Here is a 22,162-nt window from a genome sequence, read left to right on the forward strand (position 1 = left end):
TTATCTGATTTGCTGACCAATCGTAAAGTGGAATTGTGAGCCGCTCACGTCACGCGCATTCGGTAATCGATCAAATCCATACGCCCAGTTCAACCCAATCAACCCAAATGCTGGCATAAAGATACGCGCTCCAAATCCCGCTGATTTGTACAAATCAAACGGATTGAAAAGCTGATAATTGTCCCAGTTATTGCCTGCCTCAGAGAACACAAATCCATAAACGGTAGCCGACTGGCTGGTCACCACCGGGTAACGCAGCTCAAATCCAAACTTATTGTACACAATACCGCCTTCTATTCCTGTTACTTGACGGCTGCCCCTGGCGGCATAAAGCGGTGGTGTTACCTGATTATCAGGATAGCCACGCAAACCAACTATATCTTGCCCTAACACAAATGAGTTGAAACCTCCTGCCAGGCCAGCACCGCCCACCAAAAATCTTTCAAAAGGACCGGGTGAAACTTTATTGTTATAGGTACCAATAAAGCCCATGTGTGCTTTGGCTTCCAACACCAAACTGCGACCCTGCGGTTTTTTGCTCCCCAAAATCTTAACATAAAATCTAGTATCCAACATCCACTTATGTAACTCGATAAAGCTGTAGCGTTGGTTTACATCGTTATAAAAGGAGGCATCTCTGAAAATCGAATAGGGTGGAGTGAGGTCTAAGCTAAGTGAAACGCTTGAACCTGCTGTTGGAAACATCGGATTGTCGATGCTGTTTCGGGCAAGGGTAGTATTTAACTTAAAATTTCGGGTGGTACCAACAGCTGGTAACGTAGGCGAGCCAAAGTAATTGGCGTAATCATACACCAAATAAGAAAGTGAGTGGGTTAATGAAAAATAATTATCGGGCCATTCTAACCTTCGGCCAAAGCCAATGGTAACCCCGGATTGCTTCAATGACGCATTGTCGTTAAATGTTAGTCCACCTACGCCCCGAGTTGGCAGGCGAGAGATGGAATGATTTAAACTGATGGTAAGAGCATTTGGCCTACGTCCACCCAGCCACGGTTCAGTGAATGAAATGTTATAGCTTTGGAAAGACGCTCCATTTGCTTGCACTTGCAATGACAAACGCTGTCCATCCCCCACGGGCAAGGGTCTCCATTTTTTTATGTGGGGCACATTGCGAAGAGAGAAATTGTTAAACGTCAACCCTACCGTTCCCACAAATCCAAAGAAACCTCCCCATCCACCCGATAATTGCACCTGGTCGTTTGATTGTTCTTCCACTTTCCAACCGATGTTAACTGTTCCGTTTGCAGGATTGGGCCGAATGTCTTGTTCAATCTTTTGGGGATTAAAATAACCCATCTGCGAAAGCTGCTGCTGCGTGCGTATGATATCAGCCCTGCGGAATTTCTGTCCTGGTATGGTTGTTAACTCCCTGCGGATTACATGGTCGCTGGTACGTTCGTTGCCTGCAATGGTTACTTCATCAATGGTTGCCTGGTCACCTTCAAAAATGCGCATCTCCACATCAATCGAATCGCCCGCTACCGCTACTTCTACGGGCGTTACGCGGAAGAACAGATAGCCATCGTCCATGTACAAACCACTGATGTCGGCACCTTTCGGATTGAAAGTGGTTTTTTTATCAATCATTTCCTGATTGTAAACATCGCCCTTTTTGATGTCGAGTACCTTGTTCAGTGTGGCAGCGGTGTACAAATAATTGCCCGTCCAGATGATATTTCTGAAAAAGTACTTTCTTCCCTCTTTGATTTTAAAATGGATGTCAATTTTAGAATCGTTATAGTTTGAAATGGAGTCTGAAACAAGTTCTGCATCGCGGTAACCTTGCGTATTATAGAAGGCAATCATCTTCTTTTTGTCTTCTTCGTACTCTGTGCGAAGGAACTTTGACCCATTAAAGAAATTTAATTTGACAGTGCGATTGAAAAATTCTTTTACTTGGCGCCAGCTCGTTTTTTCCGCTGCAGAGTCTTTAAAAAATTCTTTTACTTTTCTGGGTTCTTTTCCCGTACCAATCAAGGTTTTGATTACTTCGCGATGAATGGAAACACGCGCATGTTCTTTCGTTTTCTTCAACTTCTTCTTCAAAACGGAAGACGAAACTTCATCGTTCCCTTCAAACTTGATCTCGTGTATCTTTACTTTTGATTTGAGATTGACGTTGATGCGCAAACGCACACCGCCCCGGTTTAACGTATCGCGCTCTTGCACAATTTTTACTGCGGTGTTGAGAAAACCTTTTTTTACAAAGTGTTTTTTTACGCCCATCTCCGCATTGCGGATCATGGCATCGTTCACAATTTTACCTCTGATGAGGGTCAAGTCATCTTTTAACCCACTCACTTTGCCTTTGCTGATGCCGTCAAAATAAAAATCAGTCAACCGTGGACGTTCGGCCAAATTCACCACCAAGTATACGTTGGTACCTTCAATGCGGTCTATGGCTATGGTGGCATCGCCAATCAAACCGTGCTTCCACAACTTGCGAATAGCGTTGGAGATTGCATCTCCTGGTATTTTGATTTTATCACCAATTTTCAAACCGGTTAGCGATACCATGGCATTTTTATCCAACACATTTAAGCCTTTTACCTCAATGCCAGCAATGGTGTATTCATTTGGCGCGCGGTAATTTAGCTCACCACTGGTAGGTTGTGAATCCGTGGTGGTACCTGCATTGGTACGGCTCTTTCGAAATTGGGCTGAACTGGAGATACCAACAGCAAGCAATAAAAAAATCAGTAGAATCCGAGTCATTAAATCAAGCAATAGGGGTCAGCACTTTTCCAAAACGTCTTTCTCGCTTTTGATATTCACAGATGGCCAGATAAAGATCTTCTTTGCGAAAATCTGGCCAAAGCTTAGGGGTTATGTACAATTCCGTATAGGCAATTTGCCAGAGCAAAAAATTACTGATGCGCATTTCTCCGCTTGTACGGATCAATAATTCAGGGTCGGGCACACGAGCAGTTTCCAAGTGTTGCGAAATCATCTGCTCATCGATGTCTGCAGGTTTTAGTTCTCCCAAGTGGATCTTTCGGCCAATCTCTTGAACAGCCTTGGTTAACTCCCACCGGCCGCTATAATTCAATGCGATAAATAAAGTGAGTCCGGTATTATTTTCGGTTTGCTTCATGGCATCGTGCAGATTTACCCGGCAATCGGTGGGCAACTGAGAAATATCTCCGATGGTTTTAAGTTTCACTTTATTCTTGTGCAATGAGTCAATTTCTTTTCGCAAGGTATTCACCAACAATTCCATCAATGCGTCCACTTCTTCTTTTGGCCTTCCCCAATTTTCAGTACTAAAGGCATACAGCGTTAAGTATTTTACACCCAATTCGCCAGCGCCTTCAATTACATCCCGAACGGCCTCGATCGCATTTCTATGACCGAAAATGCGGACAGCCCCTTTGTTTTTTGCCCATCTACCATTGCCATCCATGATAACGGCAATGTGGCGAGGCAGATTATGAGGGTCAATATTTTCTTTAGCTGAAGCCACAAGGGTGCAAAAGTAGCCTTTTTTTGAAAATAATAGCGCACTTTTTAAGCCTTGGTTTCGTGTGTTTTAAGATGATTGTGATAAAGAAAAAGTTCTATTGTGACCCCAAATTAGCGATAGGGATTTTTGGCGCAGGGTATATCGTAGAAAGTATAGGTAAGGGTAATGCCGGTGAAGAAATAATTGTCGAAATCGTTGGGGTTACCGTATTGATAGTTTTTTAACGAAGGATCTGCTTGCGATACATTGTCGAGGTAGTCGAAAAAGGTTTTTCTTATACCAAATTCAAAAGCGATGTAATACTTAGGATTAAGCACATATTTCATGCCTCCACCGATTGGAATGGATAATTGAACATTGCTATACTCTGCCGGTTTGGTTTGCGTTCCTGAAATGCCGAATAAGGCAATGCCTGTAAACAAATAAGGGGTAAACCGAAGCCTACGCTTGTCATCGCGCCAATCCAAAAAATGATATTCGAATGTGCTGGACAACTCCATCAAAAAAAGATCAAAAGAGGCATTGCGCTTGAAGGCAGCCGGATCGATAGGGTCATTCTTATCACTGGCACCAAGTTGGCCAGCGGTTAGTGCCGTTCTAAAACTGATGACTCGGCTAATGTTGCTCCGGTAAAATAAGGTGGCAGCAGGCTCACTAGTCGTTAAGTCATAGGTACGTACCAAATCGCCTGTGTAGTTAAAAACACCGATGCCACCACCAATCTCGGAGCGTTGAGATAATTGGCTAAAAAGATTCGTAGCCGATAAAAAGGCAATAGTAAAAAAAACATTCGCAAGGGAATTGCGAATCATTATCTGAATTTCGCTTTATGGAAGGTGGCTCCTAAGATATACGTCAATCGCACTGAGGTCACCATATAGATATCGTTGTTCTTTTTGTTGCCTCTATTGTTGTCTGGGAACTCTCTTCCAAATCCGCTGCGTGTTAAATATGTGTTTCCATCGGCTCCTACATAACTTCCAAAGTTGAAAGGATCGGCAGCTATTTGCTGCGGGGTATAAAGTTCGTTGGTTCTATAAGATAAAGCTTGTGCCAATTTTGTTAAGGTTGGATCTCCATTTTCAGCTTTGATTTTGCCTAGGTCAACATAGTTTTGGCTTACATCATCCAGATAATCTGTGAAAGTATACCGGAAACCTAAATCGGCCCACAAATCAAACACTTCGTTTAATCTAAAACGAGCGCCAATGCCAAATGGTATAGCAAACTGCAAATTACTGTAAGGCTTTATTTCATAGTTGACATCACTTGGTGCTAAAGTTGCGTATTGCCCTTCCGTTCCCAGTGGTTGCAAATCAACCCATTGCCCAGCGTAAGGATTAGTCGTGCCGTCTAAGAAAGTGGCGGGGGCTTGAGCTTGCGGGTTATGGTAAAACAGTGCAGCCCCAACGAAAAAGTAGGGAGTCCATTTTACACGACTGATATAGGTAGATTGATTATCAAAAAGGTCAAAGTAAGCGACCGCTGACAGTTCGTGAATTCTGTTCCGGAACGAAGCATTGCGTTGAGCACGAAAGAAACCATTGCTAAGGTCATTTTCATTGGCAGACTCTTTATCTGACCCCTTTAGCGTTCCAAACATATACTGCACTTGCAATGTATAGCGAGGGCCAAAACGGTGGAATAAGGAAATGCCAAATCCCGGCTTGGTAAATGAAATGTCTGTGCTGAAAGCGGAAGGTGTTGGAGCTAAATCTCCAAAATAGTTTAGTGCATTTAATGAGAAGCCAACACCAGAATATACGTTTTGACGGCTAAAGCCCCTTTTTTTTCCTTGAAAACTGGCCATACTCTTATTATTTTTTTTGATGGCTTTTCGATTAAACTGGGCATAGGATTCATTAAAGGATCCTACCAGTAGAAACAAACTCATCAGAACAAAACATAGCTTTCTCATATCGAGTAATTTTAGGCCAAGTGCAAAGTTAAAAAAAATAATTAATTGACAATTAACCATTTAAAGTTAAAAAAGTAAATTTAATGTAAGATAATCTAATTTCGGATATCCAATCCCCAATTCAATTTTTGGCGTAAGGTATTGAAGTAATTTTGACCATCCAATTGAACCAAGCGAACCTTAAATTTCTCTTTGCTGATCTTCAATTTTACTGAATCATCAACGGTTTCGAAACGGGAATCTAATGATACCAGGTATTTTTTACTGCGGCCTTCAATTGCGAGCGTTATTTCCGAATCATCCGATAATACAATTGGCCTCGTGCCCAAATTATGCGGGCTAACGGCTGTTAGAACAAAGCACTCGGATTGAGGATTTACCAACGGCCCCCCACAGCTTAACGAATAACCCGTAGATCCGGTAGGCGTGGCAATGATCAATCCATCTGCCCAATAAGAATTCAATAGTTGCCCGCCCACAGATGCATGCACGGTGATCATGGAAGATGTGTCTTTTTTAGTGATGGTGAAATCGTTCAACGCATAATTGAGATTGCCAAATAACTTAGGTGTAGAGGTTAACTTTAACACCGAGCGGCTATCGATTTTAAACTGACCATTGATGAGTGCATCGATGGAGTCTTCCATATCATCGCGGCTGTTGGTGGCCAAAAAACCTAATCGGCCAGTGTTGATACCCATAATGGGCACTTCTGTTCGCCCGATGAATGTAACGGACTCCAACAACGTGCCATCGCCACCCAGCGAAAGAAAAAAATCCAGCAGGCGCAAATTGTCACCCAATTCAAAAGTTTTAAGTTTATAGGCTTGCACCTTGGCCGATTTAAATTGCTTTAGAAATTTGGATGAGACCCAAATCTCGGCCTCTGTCCTTTTCAGATGGTCAAGTACCTTCTCAATAAAGCGAGTGGATTTGTTTTGAAAATCTTTGCCGTGGATGCCAATGCGCTTCATAGAGCGGGTTTATATTTCTAGGTAACGAAGCAATAAATCCACCTTCTCTTTTTCGTGGTCTTCGTATTTGGTCTCTTTATAGCGTGCGATGACCCGGTAATTAAATCGCTCAAGCGTAGCTACAATTCGTTTGATATCGAGCTGATTGATTTTCAGTGTAAGCTTGATTTTGCCTATGTCCATGGGGTCTTCCACCATGTTGCTGCTGATAATTTTAGCATTATTCTCTTCTACATACCGGCTGATTTCGGCCAGGGAATAATCTACCAAGTCCATTGACAAAACAAGGATGGCCCCAGGCATTTGCACCGAGGCAGATTGAGCAAACGTGTATAAGATATCTTGAATGGTAATCAGCCCTACGTATCGAGAATCTTCGTTCAGCACGGCCACTATTTGCAATTTGTTGTCGCCCGCTACTTTTAAGATGTCATAAAAATGAGCATCCCCGGTAACGGTGCAGTTTGGGGCTACCAAATCAAAATCAGCAAGATTTTTTTCAATGTCGTTTGATTCTAAAATGATTTCTTCAGAGATAAAGCCAAGTAGTTTGCCATCGTCAACCACGGGCAAGTGATTGCAACGGAACTCTTCCATCCACACAATGGCCTTGTGGGCATCGTCTGTCACCTTCAGCGGTGGTATCATGTGGTTGATCAGTTCTTCGGCTATCATTTATTTCCTAACTAAAAAATCTTCCACCATTTCATTGAATTTCTCTGGGTGCTCCATCATAGGGGCATGACAGCATTTATCAATAAATTTCAATTCTGAGTTTGGAATCAATCGGTTAAACTCATGCCCAACCATTGGTGGGGTGATGGTGTCGTTCAGCCCCCACACAAGCAACGTTGGTACTTTTATTTTTGGTAATTCCAATGCCAAATTGTTTCGCTGAGCAGATTTTGCAATCGCCACGATGCGCATACACTTAGGGATGCTTTTAGTCGTTTCAAAAACCTCGTCTACCAATTCTTTACTGGCCACTTTCGGATCGTAGAACGTATACGCCACACGCTCGCGAATGTAATCGTAACTGCCTCTGCGTGGGTACGAGCCGCCCATTGTGTTTTCAAATAAACCCGAGCTTCCCGTAAGAACTAGCTTGGTCACTTTTTCAGGATTCTTGAGTGCATACAAAATACCAACATGGCCACCGAGTGAATTACCCATGATCATGAGCTTGTCAAGCTGCATTAATTCTACAAATCGCTCGGTAAACTCACGCAAGCCTTCTAACCCTGCCTGTTTAATAGGCATCTCATAAATAGGCAACATGGGTATCACCACGCGAAAATGCTTGGAGTAGTGATTTACCACTGCTTCCCAGTTGCTCAGCGCACCAAAAAGTCCGTGCAAAAGCATCAGTACAGGGCCGCTGCCTTTGTCAACATACTTAAAATCATGCGCTTCCTTTACTTGCAATGCCATTTTGGTATTTTATTTTCCGATAAGTAACTAAAAATTATTGAACCTAGAAACGGTCATCAAAACTCCTTAAAAATTTCTTTGAAGAAAGGGATCATATCACCAGCCCAACCCGACATGTTTTGCGCCACTTTGGCCACCCATGGATATAGGTAGGAGCCTGCCACCCAGTTGGATGGAAGCGTTAGTTTCAACGCAGTGGCCAGCCAAATAAGTACGCTAACGCAAAACACATATTTAGTTATCCCCAATGCCGCACCAGCAAAAGAATCTACTTTGCCGAGAAACGTATCGTCCAGCGAATTTTTGATTCGATTGCCAATGAACAATGTGAGCCCCAACACCAACACAAAAATGATCATGAATGAAAGGTAAGGAAGAAACTTTTTGTCGGCATTGAATTCTCGCTGCAGCACTTCCATTCCCCAGCCCATCAATTTGAAGCCCACAAAAATGCCCAGCACAATAGCGAGCAAATAAAAGAGTTCCATCAAAAAACCACGCTTGTAACCGAGATAGGCACCCAACCCGAGCATGAGTATCAATACAATGTCTGCTTTACTCAAGAGGCCAACAGCTTTTTAACCAACTCTGAAATGACTTTTCCATCGGCTTGGCCAGCCAATGCTTTGGTGGCCGTACCCATTACTTTGCCCATGTCTTGAGGACCTTTCGCACCTACCTGTTCGATTATTTTTTTCACCTCGGCAGCTATTTCGGCTTCACTAAGCTGCTTGGGCAAATACCGATTGATGATTTCCAATTGAAAAGTTTCTTTTTGTGCCAAGTCGGTGCGGCCTTCCTTGGTAAAGATTTCGGCTGATTCTTTGCGCTGCTTGGCAGCCTTCATCAAAATTTTGTTTTCTACATCATTGGCAATGTCTTCGCTGCCACCTTTCTCTGTTTCGGCTAGCAAAATCATGCTCTTAATGCTGCGCAAGGCTTCTAACTCTTCTTTGTTTTTGGCGAGCATGGCTTTTTTGATGTCGCCATCGATTTGAAGTTTTAAACTCATAAGTGATGCTATTAATGGGCAAAGATAGAATAGAAAACCAAATGACAGACCCCTGCGTTTGATAGACCAAAATGATTTTTTATGAAAGTAGTGATGATGCTTCTCGTGATTGGCTTGAATCTTTCAAGCTATGCCCAATCAGAAAAGGAAATCAACGACCAAGTTTGGAAGTCTTTTGTTGAAACTTTTAACAATCACCTATCAAACGAGTTTTTAGCACTTCATTCAAAAGAATTAGTACGCTCTTCGCGCGAGTCAAGACAAGTTCTCAACTGGGATCAGTATTTGAAACAGACAATTGGTGGCGACAAACAAGACCTTGATGAAAAACGGAAAAGAGATTTGGAATTGAGATTTACGGAGCGAATAAGCAACGGAAGCCAAGCGATTGAGGTAGGCGTTTACAAAACCACCTATCACTTTGCCAATGGCAAAACACAAACCTACTATGGCCGGTTTCATGTGGCCTTAAGAAAGGAAAAAGGAGTTTGGAAAATTTTGGTTGACACGGATTCATCAGAAAATAATTCCATTGGTGAAAAAGATTTTTTGGCCGCTAAACCGATGGAGTAGTCTTTGTCAGATGGCCGCAATCAAGCCTTGGGGGAAACTTCCCTTATTGGGCATTATTCATAAAATATTTTCGGAACAAAGGCTCAAAATAAGGCTCTGTTAATTCTGGTGTTCCTGTAAAGAAATCCATGATTTCAGAATCTTGCAAGGACTTTTCTATTCTCTTTATATTGCCAGGGCTGCCCAATTGGTAGTGGTTTATTACTCTACTTGAGGACATTTTTCTTTCCCCTGAAACAAAAGCGATAAGGTAATTTGCTTGGTATTTAGTTAGGTTCTCGGTTTGGGCGCGAAACAGATTTAGCATGTCTGCAAGAAGTTGCTCAAAGGATTCATTTACCGTTGATTCTGTAACCTCCTTTTCGGCATTGCTCCAACAAAGTCGACTTAAATATTGAACGTAGTAGGAATGGGCATTTACTTTTTCTATTAATTGTTTTGCAATTGTCTCGGTTATTTTTTTACCAGAATCTAGAAATTTTTCAGCTAAGAATTTAACCCAATGTTCGGTAGAGATTTTTTCCAAAAACAAAGTGTCGCCAAATCGAAAGAAAGGCTTAGAAGAGTCATTGAAAATGCCCGACATAAGGTGGCGCTTACTACCATATAAGCAATAGGAAACGCCTTGATGTTTTTGCCACACGGAGCGTAGCTTCTCCAAAAATTTTGCACCTTCGAGCCATTCTTGAATTTTTTGGAATTCATCTACGCAAACCAAAAATGGAATGCCTCTAGCATCAGCCAATCGCTGCGGAAGATTGAGTATTTCTGTCGGGTCAAATTTCCCCTTCGGTAACGACAAACCAATTTTAACCCCTTCCGTATCACCGACCGAAAAGGAAATGTAAGGTGCTATGTTTTGAAGGAACTCTTTGGTTGTTTTGGCCATGTTAGAAAGCTTTGATTCGCTTTTCAAAACAGATTTTAAGTAGACTTCTAAAAATTGTTCAGAAGAAGTGATCCCAAAACAATCTATTGCGGCCACCAAAATTTTGCCCTTATAGCGGGCAATAGATTCATCCACCAAAGAACTTTTTCCCCAACGTCTTGGTGATATAAGTATAACATTCTGACTATCAGTAAATGCTTGCTTGAGGCGGGCGATCTCCTTGGTGCGGTTACAGAAATTCTCTTCACCAACGATTTCACCGAATTTGAACGGGTTTTTAGTCATAACTCAAAATTACCTATCCATGTATATTATAAATATAGGTATTTTTTGATATACATAGTTGTAATATACATAGATAGCCTAAATTCATAAAAAAAGCCCATCCTTTTCTTTTGTAACTTTACATCATGACCCGCCTCTCCGTAAACATCAACAAAATTGCCACCCTGCGTAATGCGCGTGGAGCCAACAATCCTGACGTATTAAAAACTGCTTTGGACTGCGAGCGGTTTGGCGCACAAGGCATTACGGTGCATCCGCGGCCCGATGAGCGACATATTCGGTGGATGGATGCGATTGAACTAAAGAAAATTGTTACGACCGAATACAACATTGAAGGTTACCCCGATAAACGCTATTTAGATCTCATCAAAGAAACGAGGCCAACCCAAGCCACCTTGGTGCCCGATAAGCCAGATGCCATTACTTCAAATGCAGGCTGGGATACCATTGGCCACCATGGGTTTTTATCGGAAATAGTTTCGGAGATCAAAAGCTTGAGTGTGCGGGTATCCATATTTGTTGACCCAAGTACAAAAATGATTGATGGAGCTAAAAAAGTGGGTTCTGATAGAATTGAGCTATACACTGAGCCCTATGCCTCTAACTATCATCAAAATCGGGAGGCAGCCGTAAAGCCTTATGTAGAGGCAGCAAAAGTAGCCCATGAAATAGGATTAGGAATCAATGCAGGACACGATTTAGACTTGCACAATCTGAAGTACTTAAAGCAGTCGCTTCCCCACCTCGATGAGGTCTCCATTGGCCATGCTTTAATCTGTGATGCACTTTATCTAGGGCTGGAGAATACGATTCAGTTGTATTTGAGACAATTGATTTGAAAATTGGACAATTTGAAGATTTGAAAATCTTAAGTCGATTGATGGCAATTTTTAAAGTAGCCCATCTTCAAATTATGGACTTAAAACACCTCTCCCAAATTAACAAATACCCCCTGCGAGCCACCTTGCCCAAAGGCATAGTCAATGCACACATTGGTTCGCGAGTGCTTGTTGAATTTTAGTCGCACGCCAGCCCCAGCCCCAAGTGCTACGGAATTGAAAGAGTTACTGGGCCATTCGGTTACGGTCTGGGCGTTTCCAAAAACCACTCCACCAATCAACCCATTTCGCAAAACCTTAAAGCGATATTCGGCTTCGGTATAGACTAAATTTTTGCTCCTAAATCTTCCTTGAATGTAACCTCGCCCGGTGTTGCTGAAAGGATCCCACCCGGTGGAGGGCAGATCAAGATACGGTGCGTTGCCGGCAAACGTAAACCAGTTATAACTCCACAAAGCCAAAATGTTTTCGCTGTGACGAGGAAAGGGAATATACCTGCGCATATCCAATTGAATGGCTTGCCAACTTTGATCGCTTCCTAGGGCAGTAAGATTAGATCGGTAAACAAAATTAAAGTAGGTGCCACCCCATGGATTGATGGAGTTGATTCGATCATCGTACAAGACATTGAATAGAATGCCCGAGGAGGTAGTGCTGTTACTTAATCCATAGCTGTTCATCTGGGCAAAGACTTCAGTGCTCGGATTGGTTTCCACAATGTCGTAGCGATGGTCCCATGCCAGCCCCAAGCCTGCGTACCAATTTGGACGAAAAGGTGCAAGTACCGTTTGGTGAAACCGTAGGTAGGAGTAGGTTTGGTCTACAAAATTTTCAAGAGACGATTGACCACCCAACCCATAGGTTTTTTGCGGATACCAATAATATCGCCAATCGGAAACCAAATTTAACTTATTGTTACGAGTCCAAATATTGTTTTGCAAACGAAACACAAATTGCTGCTTTTGAGTATAGAGTATGTCGATATACACAATGGAAATTTTTTGATCTTGAAACTCGCTGGTGAAAAAGGCCACATCGCCTACAAAAATGCTGGCCCAGCCGCTGGTGAGTGAGTAGCCAATGGAGGGTGCTCCTGAAAAATAGACTCGGCCCGATTTTTTGGTCAGCGTATCTCGTTTCAATAGCCACTTGGTTTTAAGAATGCTTCCGGCTATATCAATAACATCTTTCTGATTTCTTTTTAAGATGAGCATATCCTGTGCTGGGGAAGGATAGAAGAAGAATAGTATTGAAAGAAGAGTGAGAAGGCGAAGAAGCATTTAGGTTAGATTTACCAGTTTAGACATCAACAGCATCTAACGGGTTTAATGCCAAAGTAGATAAAACCATTTTGAACTTCCAATTCAAAATGGTTGATAACGACTGTGTGGTGCCAAACAACAGTCTGGTACGTTTGCATAAGCCCGAGTTTGGTTCTCCAAGATTTTTGGCAAAAGCAAAAGAACAGGGTTATTTTTTTGGCATCCTTCGGGCCTTGTTCGCATTTTAAGACAAATCCACTTGAGTAATTTTCTCTTATAGAAATTGGCTAATTAATGATTGTTAATCCCGATTGCCAATTCATCTATCGGTATTCACAAATTTTTCAACTAAACTTGCAGAGTTTTAATGCATCTGCCTTTTGATAAAACCATTTTTCAGGTCGTTGTTCACAAAGAAACCATTCGTTATCGCGTTGGTTGCGCTGATCGTGGGCATTTTGTTTTTGTGGATTGATAGCACCACCTCCTTTTTTTCAAAGCCTGGTGATTATGCCGAAGAGCAAGACTCTATCATGATTATTACGCCTACACCCAAGCCAATCATTTTGTATGGCATGGAGGTAACCGACCTGAATGTGATTGAAGATGTAGTGAAAAAAAACCAACTTTTTTTTGAGCTATTCAAAGATGCGTTTGTATCGCAGCAAGTGATGCAGCAACTGCACACGCTTTCCAGAAAAGAATTTGATTTTAGAAAAGTAGCTTCCAATAAAAAGTACACCCTCATCCACGAAAATGATTCGCTCAAATCCGCTCATGCACTGGTGTATGAAGCAAACCCAATCGAGTATGTGATTTTTTATTTGAAAGATTCTCTTCGTATTGAGGCTAAGCAAAAAGAAGTGGTGACCGAAGAAAAATCAATCGCAGGGCGTATTGAATCTTCGTTGTCCGAAACAATTGAGGAACTCGATATATCAAACGAACTCACCAATAAATTTGTAGACGTGTTTGGATGGCAAGTGGACTTTCAGCGATTGCAAAAAGGAGATCAATTCAAATTGATTTATGAGGAAAAATCGGTGGAAGGAAAACCTTTTGCCATTGGCGATATTTTAGGAATTTACTTTGAACACTTCGGGAATGGTTATTATGCTTTTCCGTTCGATCAAGGTGATGGCTTGGATTATTTCGATGAAAAGGGAAATAGCCTTCGCAAAGCATTGCTCAAATACCCTATTGAATTCACGCGCATCAGTTCGCGTTACTCCATGAGTCGATTCCACCCTGTTGTAAAAGTCTTTCGGCCTCATTTGGGTACTGATTTTGCCGCGCCCACAGGCACACCGATTCGCAGTGTAGGCGATGGAATAGTGGAAGACGCCCAATACACCACCAATAATGGTAACTACGTGAAAGTTCGGCATAATGCCACCTACACCACAGGGTATCTGCACATGTCAAAAATAGCCTCGGCCATCACACCGGGCACGCGCGTTAGGCAAGGTCAAACAATCGGTTATGTGGGCAGTACAGGTTTAGCGACAGGCCCACATTTGTGCTATCGCTTTTGGCGCAATGGGGTGCAGGTAGATGCGTTGCGAGTGGAGTTACCTCCTTCTCAACCGGTTAAAAAAGAATTGCTTTCGGATTTTGAAAAAGTAAAGGAAGCTTGTTCAAAAAGGTTACAAGCCATACCATTCCCAGAAACAATCCCTACAGTAGTGGTTGCCAAAAACTAAAAATCCATTTCCTATTTATAAAGTGATCTGAAATGCTACTCGAATCCAAGTAATTTGCGAAGTAGTATATTTGCTTAAAAGCGATTGTATGCGTGCGTTGAGGTATTTCCTGTTGTTATTTTTATCTACCCTAAGCTACTTCGCACAATCTCAAAAGGTATCAGTAGTATTGAGCGGTGGAGGCGCCAAAGGCCTCGCCCATATTGGTGTGCTAAAAGCTCTAGAGGAAAATGAAATCCCTATTGATAATGTCATAGGCACATCCATGGGTGGAATTGTGGGTGGATGTTATGCAGCCGGCATGAGCCCCAACCAAATTGAAGACATGGTTACCAGTCCAGAATTTTTAGACTGGGTAAACGGACGATTTGAGAAAGGACGAAGCTATTACTACTTCAAAAAAGAAAACGATGCCTCGTTTCTGCGCTTAAATTTATCCCTTGATTCTACTTTTAATTTTCTCTTCAACACCAGCATTGCCAGTGACCTTTCATTAAATTTTGCCATGGCGGAGAAGTTGGCTCAACCATCGGCCATTTCGAAAAATGATTTTGATAGTTTGTTTGTGCCTTTGCGAATAATGGCTGCGGATATTTTTACACAATCTGAAGTTGTGCTGAAAAAAGGCGCACTGAGTGACGCGTTGCGTGCCACTCAGACTGTTCCCTTCTTTTATAATCCGATTCGCATCGATGGAAAATATTTATTTGATGGTGGCGTGTACAATAACTTTCCTATCGATGTAGCCGAGCGTACCTTCCAACCCGAAGTTATCATTGGCTCAAATGTTTCTTCTAAGGTTTACAACACCTACCCATTTGGCGAAGATGAAAAGCTCATCTCAAGATCCTTGCTCTATATGTTGTTGGATAAATCAAACCCAAACGATGTGCCGGCATCAGGGGTCTATATTCAACCTAATTTAACGGCCTATTCTGCGTTTGATTTTGAAAGTGCCCAAGCCTTGATTGACAGCGGTTATCAACAAACCATAAAGCAAATGCCCGAAATCAAAGCGAAAGTAGGCAGACGCATAGCTTGTGAAGAAGTGGCCCGCAAGCGAAACGGGTTCAATCGAAAAACATCACCAATAGTGGTTCAAAACATTGAATTGGAAGGTTTTAACAAAGGGCAGCAATTGTATTTGAATAAGTTTTTTAAAAGTGGCAAACGGCCTCTTTACTTTAACGATATTAAAACAGGCTACTTCAAATTGGTTTCAGAACCATATTTCAACAATGTCTATCCAAGTTTTAACTTTGATACTACTGACCATAAGTTCGATTTTAAACTTAGCCGCAGGCCGCAGAACAATTTTCAGGTCGACTTTGGTGGTGTGATTGCCACCCGTAGCATTTCGCAAATGTTTTTGGGCATCAATTATTATTACTTCAATAGAGCCCTTACTCGGTATTCGGCCAACTTTTTTGCTGGCAACTTTTACAAATCCGCTTTGATAAAGGCTAGGATTGATATTCCATTATTAGGTCAATTTTATATTGAGCCCGAACTGGTATTCAATAGCTGGAGTTTTTTGCAAGGTGATGATATCGTTCAAAAAAAATTCAGCCCTACCGTATTAGACCGCATTGATAGGCGATTTGGCCTAAATATCGGACTGCCAGTGGGCAATAGAATCAAGATGGCTTTAACGGGTGCTTATATCAACAATAATGATCAATATGTGGATACGCCTGTGCTGGTTTCTACCGATACACTTGATGGGCTGAAGGTCACGGGTTATCGAGCGGGGATTTCTTTCTCGGCTAATTCACTAAATCGTAAACAATATGCTTCCAATGGAAAATCATACACCATTTCAGGAGACTGGTTTAATTTGGATGAAACCCTCACACCAGGCAACACTTCCTTGTTAAGCCAAATCGCCAAAAAAAATCGTAGTTGGGTGCAAGCCAGGGTAACATTAGAGCAATATTTTAAAAAGGGAATTTATAGTTCAGGTTATTATTTTGATGGTGTGCTTTCCAACCAGCCTACTTTTCAAAATTACTTTGGCACCATTATCTATGCGCCATCTTTCAATCCTATGCAAGATAGCCGAACGCTATTGCTTCGAAATTTCAGAGCGTTCAATTACATAGCAGGTGGTTGGCGAAATGTTTTTGCCATTCGCAAGAATTTAGATTTTAGGGCAGAAGGTTATGCCTTTAAACCGATTGCAGCGATAAAAGAAATCAATCAAGAAGCTCAGTTTGATGATGACTTTACTAAAATATACTTTGCTGGAATGGCCAGTTTTGTGATGCACACCACCATCGGGCCAATAAGCTTAAGCCTTAACTACTATGATGATAAAAGCAGACAATGGGGCGTGTTGCTGCACGCTGGATTCTTGCTTTTCAACAAAACCTCGATGGAAAATTGAACCCGATCAACCATTGCTTTAAGTCCGTTGATTTTCTTTTTTTCTTATCCCTTTCTTCAATTTTCATTTTTTAACTAAATTTAACTTTTTATTAGGCTAATATTACCTACCAAAATCTATGCGCAAAGGTCTATTTATTACCATCCTATCATTTTTTGCCTATCAACTGGCTTCTGGCCAAGTTGTGCAATGGGCAAACAAAGTGATTGATTTTTCATCTGAACTTACTTCTGTTCAATATTCGGCACAACAAATCTTGGGCAAGCCCAATGTGATGCCAGCCGTTGGCCAAAATCCCAATGCGTGGACACCCGACCGGCCAAAAAGAAAGGAATGGATCAAAATTGGGTATGAAAACCCCATGCAAATTCAACAGGTTGCCATTGCCGAATCGAACAACCCAGGAGCACTCTATCGGATTTTGGCTTATGAGGAAAATGGCACTGAGCACGTGCTGCAAACCTTAAACCCCCAGGCTATCCCCACAAAGGGTAGGATGTTGAACATTTTTATCGAAAAAACATCATTCAAAGTAGCCTCATTAAAACTTGAATTTGATGGAGCTCCGCTACCTGATTATTTTTCTATTGATGCCGTAGCCATTACAGATTCTCGTTTGCCCATAGCTGCATTGGTCAATGTTTCTGAAATGATCGCCAAAGGCTTGTTAACTGATCGGCTGGATGAAAACGTCAATAGCGAATACAAGGAGCTCAACGCAATTCTATCTCCAGATGGGCAGACGCTTTACTTCAGTCGCAGAAACCACCCTGGCAACCTGGGCGGAGTGAATGACAAAGAAGATATTTGGTTCTCCACACTGGATAAGAATGGAAAATGGACATTGGCGCAGAATATGGGGGCCAAGTTTAACAACGAGCATCCAAACTTTATCAATTCCATTAACTCGGTGACGCCCGATGGAAAAGCTGCCGTGATGGTATTGGGTAACCAATATATCAATGGGGGTAAAAAAATGCTGGCAGGCATGTCGATTAGTAATTATGTGAATGGTGAGTGGACGGCCCCCAAATCGGTGAAAATTGAAAATGACTATAACTACAACGAAAAGTCGCACTACTTTTTGACCAATACGCGAAACGCGTTGCTTATGTCTGTCGAGCGAGAAGATTCATATGGCGACCGCGATTTGTATGTGAGCTTTTCGAAAAATGACTCAACCTGGTCCGAGCCACTCAACCTTGGAAAAACGGTTAACACTGCCTCAGAAGAAGAAGCACCATTTTTGGCAGCCGATAATAAAACGTTGTATTTCTCCTCTAAGGGATTTAGCGGCTATGGCGGGTCAGACCTGTATCGCAGCATTCGCTTGGATGATACTTGGACTAAATGGTCGGAGCCAGAAAATTTAGGGCCTGAAATCAATTCAAAATTTGATGACCTGTTCTTCAATATCCCTTCCAACAGTGATTTCGGATATTTTTCAAAAGGAGTGGCCGACAATAACGTAGATATTTTCAGGTTAAAGTTGCCACCTTTTATGTTGCCCGATCCCGTGGTGTTGGTAAAAGGAAAATTGATTGACCAAAAAACAGGGCTGCCCATAGGATCAAAGATAATTTTTGAAACGCTGCCGGATGGAAAAGAAGCGGGCATTGCCCAATCCGATCCGCAAACAGGGGAATACGAAATTCAATTGCCGGTAGGAAAACAATACGGCATTCGTGCAGAGGCGAAAGATCATTTGTCCACCAACCAAAATTTAGACTTACGAAAAATTGCTTACGGCCCAGTTAAGCAAGATTTGGCATTAGTGCCGATAGGGGCTGGAGATAAGCCAGTGGTGGTTGAACCGATTGAGATAACGCCCATTGCGGTTAATGTAATCATTCCACTTAACAATATCTTCTTTGATTTTGATAAAGCCTCATTACGATCTGAATCATTCTCTGAGTTAAACCGGATTGTAGCCCTAATGGCCGAACGTAAAAGTATGACGGTTGAGATTAGTGGCTACACCGACAACTTAGGCCCAGATGCTTACAACATGAAATTGTCAGAGCGCAGAGCAAAATCGGTTTCTAACTATTTGGTAGAAAAAGGGGTGGATTCAAGTCGTATTACCACTACTTGGTTTGGCGAAACTAAGCCAGTAGATACTACTAATACGAAGGCAGGCAATCGCAAAAATAGAAGGGTAGAGTTCAAGATTCTAAAAATGCCATAGGTATGAAATTTGTTGCTGCTTCTATTTTAGTAACGATGCTGTTGAGCAATTCTATAAAAGCACAAGAATCGGATTCCCTTGTCTATGCTCAAGGAAAAGTTATCAATAGTGCCACCAAAGAAGCAGTAAATGCTAAAATTTCTTACCGCAGCGAGCCATATGGTAATATAATGGGTTCGCTGAACGGTAGCTCATTTCAATTTCCATTGTTTGATGGACAAAAATATTCGATTACGATAGAAGCACCCGGTTTTGCCTCCTCCAAATTTTTGTTAGACCCGGTTACTGCAGTGGATAGAAAAGTGATCAAAGATGTAGAGCTTGGTTTGCCCGGTTCTGTAGCAAAAAACTCAGAAACTACCCACACCATAGGAAAAATACTTACCCTTGAAAACTTAATATTTGATGTGGGCACTTCTACGATTACCAAAGAATCGTATCCTGAACTTGACGAGTTGGTGAACATGTTGAAGAACAATCCAAACATGGTCATTCAGTTGGAAGGCCATACTGACATAAAAGGTGATCCAAAACTAAACATGAAGCTTTCACAGAGCCGTGTAGATGCAGTAAAATCTTACTTGATTACAAAAGGTGCAAACAAAAATAGAGTCAAAGCAAAAGCTTTTGGAGGCACTTTGCCAATTAGCCGGGAAAATACAGAGGCTGCATCCAAGTTAAATAGACGAGTAGAGCTTCGTATATTAGAGAATTAGCAGTTAGTTTCTTCAGCGAGATGCAATCATGGGTTCTTCGAATGTTGCCAATTGCACCAATAGCGAATATTTTTCTTTTTCTGAAAGTAGGCTTGTCGAAATGGCTTGTGCCGTGATGGAAGCAAGTTCTTTGATGCGTGGGTTATTGTATTCTTTGTGGGCTAATTCAAGTCGATTTATGCATGTGGCCAAGTCATGAGAATTAAAGGCCACTACTGCTTGATTGAAGTACAGCAAGCCCAAGATCTGAAACGTTAGTATTTCTTTAAAAAGATCATTCTTGTAGCGATAGTATTGATAACCTGAGGAAGCGGTCGTCAGCAAGTTTTGCTGATACGAAGAAAGACATTTCTCGATTTCACTTTGCTTTGTTTTTAATCCAAAAAGTTTGTCGGTGGTCTCCAACAATATTTTGCCATGCTGCCCATCAATCATTAAAAAGATATGGTAATTGGTTTCTATAATCTTATGTTGGATACCAAGTTCCGTAAAAATTATGCTGAATACAGCCGTACCGGTTAGGCAATCAAACTCTCCTGTTTCAAATGGTTCATTGATGGAGACATAAGGTTTGTAATGCTTAAGAAACTGCTGATGTGTGCTTTTTACAAGTCCACTTAAAAAGTGCAATTCAGTTTTTTGACTTTTTTTTATGGCTTGCTCATTGATAAAGGCATTTAGTTTTGCCTGTGCCATTTCCAAGGAAGAGGAATTGGAGGCCGATTTATAAAGACCTTGTAAGGTACTTTTTTGCGCCTTTACGGAGATTGCAAAAGCCACAAAGGCAAATGCCAAAAGTAATCTCATGTTATTTCAATGTTACGTATTTTAAGATAAACTTAACAATTTAGTAACATTATTCAAAATAAAATTCTGCATTCTTTCTTTCGACCATACAAAAATCAATATTTTCACAAAAAATCAAGCTTTTATGGTAACCGTTACGTCCTCTGATCAGCAACTACTATCCGTCCCTAGTTTATTTGCAAAACAAAAATTGAAGGCTTTATCATTGAGAAATGGATTGTTAAAAGAGAGAAAAAAGCTACTAGTAGCGTTTGAGCGGTTTCTTTTAGCTAATCGAGAACGAATTTGTAAGGCCGTTCATGCGGATTTCAAAAAACCATTTACTGAAGTAGATATTTCTGAGATTTACCCAGTAGCAAGCGAAATCAGGCAAACCGTTAGTCATTTAAGCGAGTGGGCCGCTCCCCAAAAAGTTGATGCCCCACTTACCTATTTAGGTTCTCGCTCGCACGTGGTGGTAGAGGCTAAAGGAGTTTGTTTGATCATAGCACCCTGGAATTATCCTTTTAGCCTTTGCTTTGGGCCATTGATATCATGCTTGGCGGCAGGCAATACAGCCATCATCAAGCCATCTGAAATGACACCAAATACCTCATCACTTATCAAGGAATTGGTCGCTGAATTTTTTGATCCCAGCTTGGTTACGGTAATAGAGGGTGGCACGGAAGTAATGCAAGAATTGTTAGCCTTGCCTTTTGATCATATTTTTTTTACAGGAAGCCCTGCTGTGGGAAAGATTATCATGAGAGCCGCAGCCGAAAATTTAACTTCTGTTACGTTGGAATTGGGAGGGAAATCGCCCACGGTGATTGATGAAACGGCAAACATCAGTGATGCTGCAAAGAGGATTGCCTTCGGCAAGTTTTTAAACAATGGGCAGACCTGCATTGCGCCTGATTACGTTTTAATCCACGAGAAAATTAAATCGAAATTTATTGAGGCGCTTAAAAAAGAAGTAACCAACATGTTTGGCTCCCACGGCCAGATAGATGAAAATTCATCCAGCTATGCCCGCATCGTCAATCAAAAACACTTTAAGCGCATCAGTGGGTTGATAGAGGAGGCGGTAAACCAAGGGGCAAAAATTGAAATGGGTGGATCCGTAAATCCTGCTACTAATTTTATTCATCCCTTGCTTTTGACGAATGTTTCGATGAATGGAAGAATCATGGAAGAAGAAATCTTTGGTCCTGTGCTTCCGATTATTGAGTATAAAGATGAGGAAGAAGTGATTCAGCTTATCAATGGCAAGCCGAAGCCATTGGCCCTTTACATTTTCAGCAACAATAAAAAGTTTCGCAACAGCGTGATGACATCCACCTCTGCTGGCACTGTGTGTATTAATGAGTGTGTAATCCAATTTACACATGCCAATCTTCCATTTGGAGGAGTTAATAACAGTGGTATTGGTAAGTCGCACGGCTATTATGGCTTTATGGAATTCTCCAATCTAAAGCCTGTTCTCAAACAAATGAACCATTATTCTTCCACCAGCATGATGTACCCACCTTTCACCGGAAGAGTAAAGCGACTTGTAAATTTGATGTTGAGATATTTTTAGATAGCCAACTAAGTTCCTCCAAAGGAAATCTCAACCGATTTCGCTACTAACCGTTAGTTAACTTTTCAATTTTTTTAGAAAATACTTGCAACATTCCATACAAGCGACCTCGCTGGGCTTTAAATTTATTTCTT

Annotated in this window: 19 protein-coding genes; 7 read left to right on the forward strand and 12 right to left on the reverse strand. The window is 41.6% G+C overall.

Going from position 1 to position 22,162, the window contains the following annotated elements; all coding sequences use genetic code 11:
• The 9 genes from KA713_14920 to KA713_14960 all read right to left on the reverse strand — a co-directional run bounded on the left by KA713_14920 (position 1) and on the right by KA713_14960 (position 8,819).
• Positions 1 to 2,736: a BamA/TamA family outer membrane protein gene (locus KA713_14920; GenBank protein ID UXE65749.1), complete on the reverse strand. Its 2,736-nt coding sequence runs from the start codon at positions 2,734 to 2,736 to the stop codon at positions 1 to 3.
• Between the two features lie 4 nt (positions 2,737 to 2,740).
• On the reverse strand, positions 2,741 to 3,484 hold the full coding sequence (locus tag KA713_14925) for an isoprenyl transferase (GenBank protein UXE65750.1): 744 nt from the start codon (positions 3,482 to 3,484) through the stop codon (positions 2,741 to 2,743).
• 110 nt (positions 3,485 to 3,594) lie between these two features.
• On the reverse strand, positions 3,595 to 4,296 hold the full coding sequence (locus KA713_14930) for an outer membrane beta-barrel protein (protein ID UXE65751.1): 702 nt from the start codon (positions 4,294 to 4,296) through the stop codon (positions 3,595 to 3,597).
• A complete protein-coding gene (locus tag KA713_14935; protein ID UXE65752.1) occupies positions 4,296 to 5,402 on the reverse strand; it encodes a hypothetical protein in 1,107 nt (368 codons plus the stop codon). The genes KA713_14930 and KA713_14935 overlap by 1 nt, the downstream gene beginning before the upstream one ends.
• Positions 5,403 to 5,497: 95 nt before the next feature.
• Complete coding sequence (locus KA713_14940; protein ID UXE65753.1) at positions 5,498 to 6,376, reverse strand: NAD kinase; 879 nt, start codon at positions 6,374 to 6,376, stop codon at positions 5,498 to 5,500.
• 9 nt (positions 6,377 to 6,385) lie between these two features.
• A complete protein-coding gene (locus tag KA713_14945) occupies positions 6,386 to 7,024 on the reverse strand; it encodes a CBS domain-containing protein (protein ID UXE69148.1) in 639 nt (212 codons plus the stop codon).
• Between the two features lie 27 nt (positions 7,025 to 7,051).
• Positions 7,052 to 7,807, reverse strand: a complete 756-nt coding sequence (locus KA713_14950; GenBank protein UXE65754.1) for an alpha/beta hydrolase — start codon at positions 7,805 to 7,807, stop codon at positions 7,052 to 7,054.
• A gap of 56 nt (positions 7,808 to 7,863) precedes the next feature.
• Positions 7,864 to 8,370 (reverse strand): CvpA family protein, encoded by a 507-nt coding sequence (locus tag KA713_14955; protein ID UXE65755.1) that lies wholly within the window; start codon positions 8,368 to 8,370, stop codon positions 7,864 to 7,866.
• Complete coding sequence (locus KA713_14960; GenBank protein UXE65756.1) at positions 8,367 to 8,819, reverse strand: GatB/YqeY domain-containing protein; 453 nt, start codon at positions 8,817 to 8,819, stop codon at positions 8,367 to 8,369. The genes KA713_14955 and KA713_14960 overlap by 4 nt, the downstream gene beginning before the upstream one ends.
• An 81-nt stretch (positions 8,820 to 8,900) precedes the next feature.
• Here KA713_14960 and KA713_14965 point away from each other — a divergent pair, with 81 nt between their 5' ends.
• The gene (locus tag KA713_14965; protein ID UXE65757.1) at positions 8,901 to 9,392 is read left to right on the forward strand and encodes a hypothetical protein; all 492 of its coding nucleotides are present in this window, start codon (positions 8,901 to 8,903) and stop codon (positions 9,390 to 9,392) included.
• Between the two features lie 43 nt (positions 9,393 to 9,435).
• Here the strand turns inward: KA713_14965 and KA713_14970 are convergent, their stop codons facing one another.
• Positions 9,436 to 10,566 (reverse strand): ATP-binding protein, encoded by a 1,131-nt coding sequence (locus tag KA713_14970; GenBank protein UXE65758.1) that lies wholly within the window; start codon positions 10,564 to 10,566, stop codon positions 9,436 to 9,438.
• Between the two features lie 125 nt (positions 10,567 to 10,691).
• On the opposite strand from KA713_14970, the gene KA713_14975 reads away from it, so the two are divergent.
• On the forward strand, positions 10,692 to 11,405 hold the full coding sequence (locus KA713_14975) for a pyridoxine 5'-phosphate synthase (GenBank protein ID UXE65759.1): 714 nt from the start codon (positions 10,692 to 10,694) through the stop codon (positions 11,403 to 11,405).
• Positions 11,406 to 11,485: 80 nt separating this feature from the next.
• Here KA713_14975 and KA713_14980 read toward each other — a convergent pair whose 3' ends face one another.
• Positions 11,486 to 12,685: a BamA/TamA family outer membrane protein gene (locus KA713_14980; protein ID UXE65760.1), complete on the reverse strand. Its 1,200-nt coding sequence runs from the start codon at positions 12,683 to 12,685 to the stop codon at positions 11,486 to 11,488.
• A 515-nt stretch (positions 12,686 to 13,200) separates the two neighbouring features.
• On the opposite strand from KA713_14980, the gene KA713_14985 reads away from it, so the two are divergent.
• From KA713_14985 to KA713_15000, 4 genes are all read left to right on the forward strand, one after another.
• Complete coding sequence (locus KA713_14985) at positions 13,201 to 14,370, forward strand: peptidoglycan DD-metalloendopeptidase family protein (protein UXE69149.1); 1,170 nt, start codon at positions 13,201 to 13,203, stop codon at positions 14,368 to 14,370.
• A gap of 88 nt (positions 14,371 to 14,458) precedes the next feature.
• On the forward strand, positions 14,459 to 16,756 hold the full coding sequence (locus tag KA713_14990) for a patatin-like phospholipase family protein (protein ID UXE65761.1): 2,298 nt from the start codon (positions 14,459 to 14,461) through the stop codon (positions 16,754 to 16,756).
• Between the two features lie 118 nt (positions 16,757 to 16,874).
• Complete coding sequence (locus KA713_14995; GenBank protein ID UXE65762.1) at positions 16,875 to 18,944, forward strand: OmpA family protein; 2,070 nt, start codon at positions 16,875 to 16,877, stop codon at positions 18,942 to 18,944.
• Positions 18,945 to 18,946: 2 nt separating this feature from the next.
• The gene (locus KA713_15000) at positions 18,947 to 19,660 is read left to right on the forward strand and encodes an OmpA family protein (GenBank protein UXE65763.1); all 714 of its coding nucleotides are present in this window, start codon (positions 18,947 to 18,949) and stop codon (positions 19,658 to 19,660) included.
• A gap of 12 nt (positions 19,661 to 19,672) precedes the next feature.
• Here the strand turns inward: KA713_15000 and KA713_15005 are convergent, their stop codons facing one another.
• Positions 19,673 to 20,467 (reverse strand): hypothetical protein, encoded by a 795-nt coding sequence (locus KA713_15005; protein ID UXE65764.1) that lies wholly within the window; start codon positions 20,465 to 20,467, stop codon positions 19,673 to 19,675.
• A gap of 124 nt (positions 20,468 to 20,591) precedes the next feature.
• Here KA713_15005 and KA713_15010 point away from each other — a divergent pair, with 124 nt between their 5' ends.
• On the forward strand, positions 20,592 to 22,028 hold the full coding sequence (locus KA713_15010) for an aldehyde dehydrogenase family protein (GenBank protein ID UXE65765.1): 1,437 nt from the start codon (positions 20,592 to 20,594) through the stop codon (positions 22,026 to 22,028).
• Positions 22,029 to 22,162: the final 134 nt, after the last annotated feature.

The sequence above is a fragment of the Chryseotalea sp. WA131a genome, assembly GCA_025370075.1.
In the GTDB taxonomy this organism is placed as follows: Bacteria; Bacteroidota; Bacteroidia; order Cytophagales; family Cyclobacteriaceae; genus ELB16-189.

What these genes read in the sequence shown, in the direction of transcription:
- KA713_14990 (UXE65761.1), top strand. Translation starts at nt 14,459, where the DNA reads ATGCGTGCGTTGAGGTATTTCCTGTTGTTATTTTTATCTACCCTAAGC.
- KA713_14960 (UXE65756.1), bottom strand. Translation starts at nt 8,819, where the DNA reads ATGAGTTTAAAACTTCAAATCGATGGCGACATCAAAAAAGCCATGCTC.
- KA713_14940 (UXE65753.1), bottom strand. Translation starts at nt 6,376, where the DNA reads ATGAAGCGCATTGGCATCCACGGCAAAGATTTTCAAAACAAATCCACT.
- KA713_15010 (UXE65765.1), top strand. Translation starts at nt 20,592, where the DNA reads ATGGTAACCGTTACGTCCTCTGATCAGCAACTACTATCCGTCCCTAGT.
- KA713_15000 (UXE65763.1), top strand. Translation starts at nt 18,947, where the DNA reads ATGAAATTTGTTGCTGCTTCTATTTTAGTAACGATGCTGTTGAGCAAT.
- KA713_14945 (UXE69148.1), bottom strand. Translation starts at nt 7,024, where the DNA reads ATGATACCACCGCTGAAGGTGACAGACGATGCCCACAAGGCCATTGTG.
- KA713_14950 (UXE65754.1), bottom strand. Translation starts at nt 7,807, where the DNA reads ATGGCATTGCAAGTAAAGGAAGCGCATGATTTTAAGTATGTTGACAAA.
- KA713_14935 (UXE65752.1), bottom strand. Translation starts at nt 5,402, where the DNA reads ATGAGAAAGCTATGTTTTGTTCTGATGAGTTTGTTTCTACTGGTAGGA.
- KA713_14995 (UXE65762.1), top strand. Translation starts at nt 16,875, where the DNA reads ATGCGCAAAGGTCTATTTATTACCATCCTATCATTTTTTGCCTATCAA.
- KA713_14985 (UXE69149.1), top strand. Translation starts at nt 13,201, where the DNA reads ATGATTATTACGCCTACACCCAAGCCAATCATTTTGTATGGCATGGAG.
- KA713_14980 (UXE65760.1), bottom strand. Translation starts at nt 12,685, where the DNA reads ATGCTTCTTCGCCTTCTCACTCTTCTTTCAATACTATTCTTCTTCTAT.
- KA713_14970 (UXE65758.1), bottom strand. Translation starts at nt 10,566, where the DNA reads ATGACTAAAAACCCGTTCAAATTCGGTGAAATCGTTGGTGAAGAGAAT.
- KA713_15005 (UXE65764.1), bottom strand. Translation starts at nt 20,467, where the DNA reads ATGAGATTACTTTTGGCATTTGCCTTTGTGGCTTTTGCAATCTCCGTA.
- KA713_14930 (UXE65751.1), bottom strand. Translation starts at nt 4,296, where the DNA reads ATGATTCGCAATTCCCTTGCGAATGTTTTTTTTACTATTGCCTTTTTA.
- KA713_14920 (UXE65749.1), bottom strand. Translation starts at nt 2,736, where the DNA reads ATGACTCGGATTCTACTGATTTTTTTATTGCTTGCTGTTGGTATCTCC.
- KA713_14975 (UXE65759.1), top strand. Translation starts at nt 10,692, where the DNA reads ATGACCCGCCTCTCCGTAAACATCAACAAAATTGCCACCCTGCGTAAT.
- KA713_14965 (UXE65757.1), top strand. Translation starts at nt 8,901, where the DNA reads ATGAAAGTAGTGATGATGCTTCTCGTGATTGGCTTGAATCTTTCAAGC.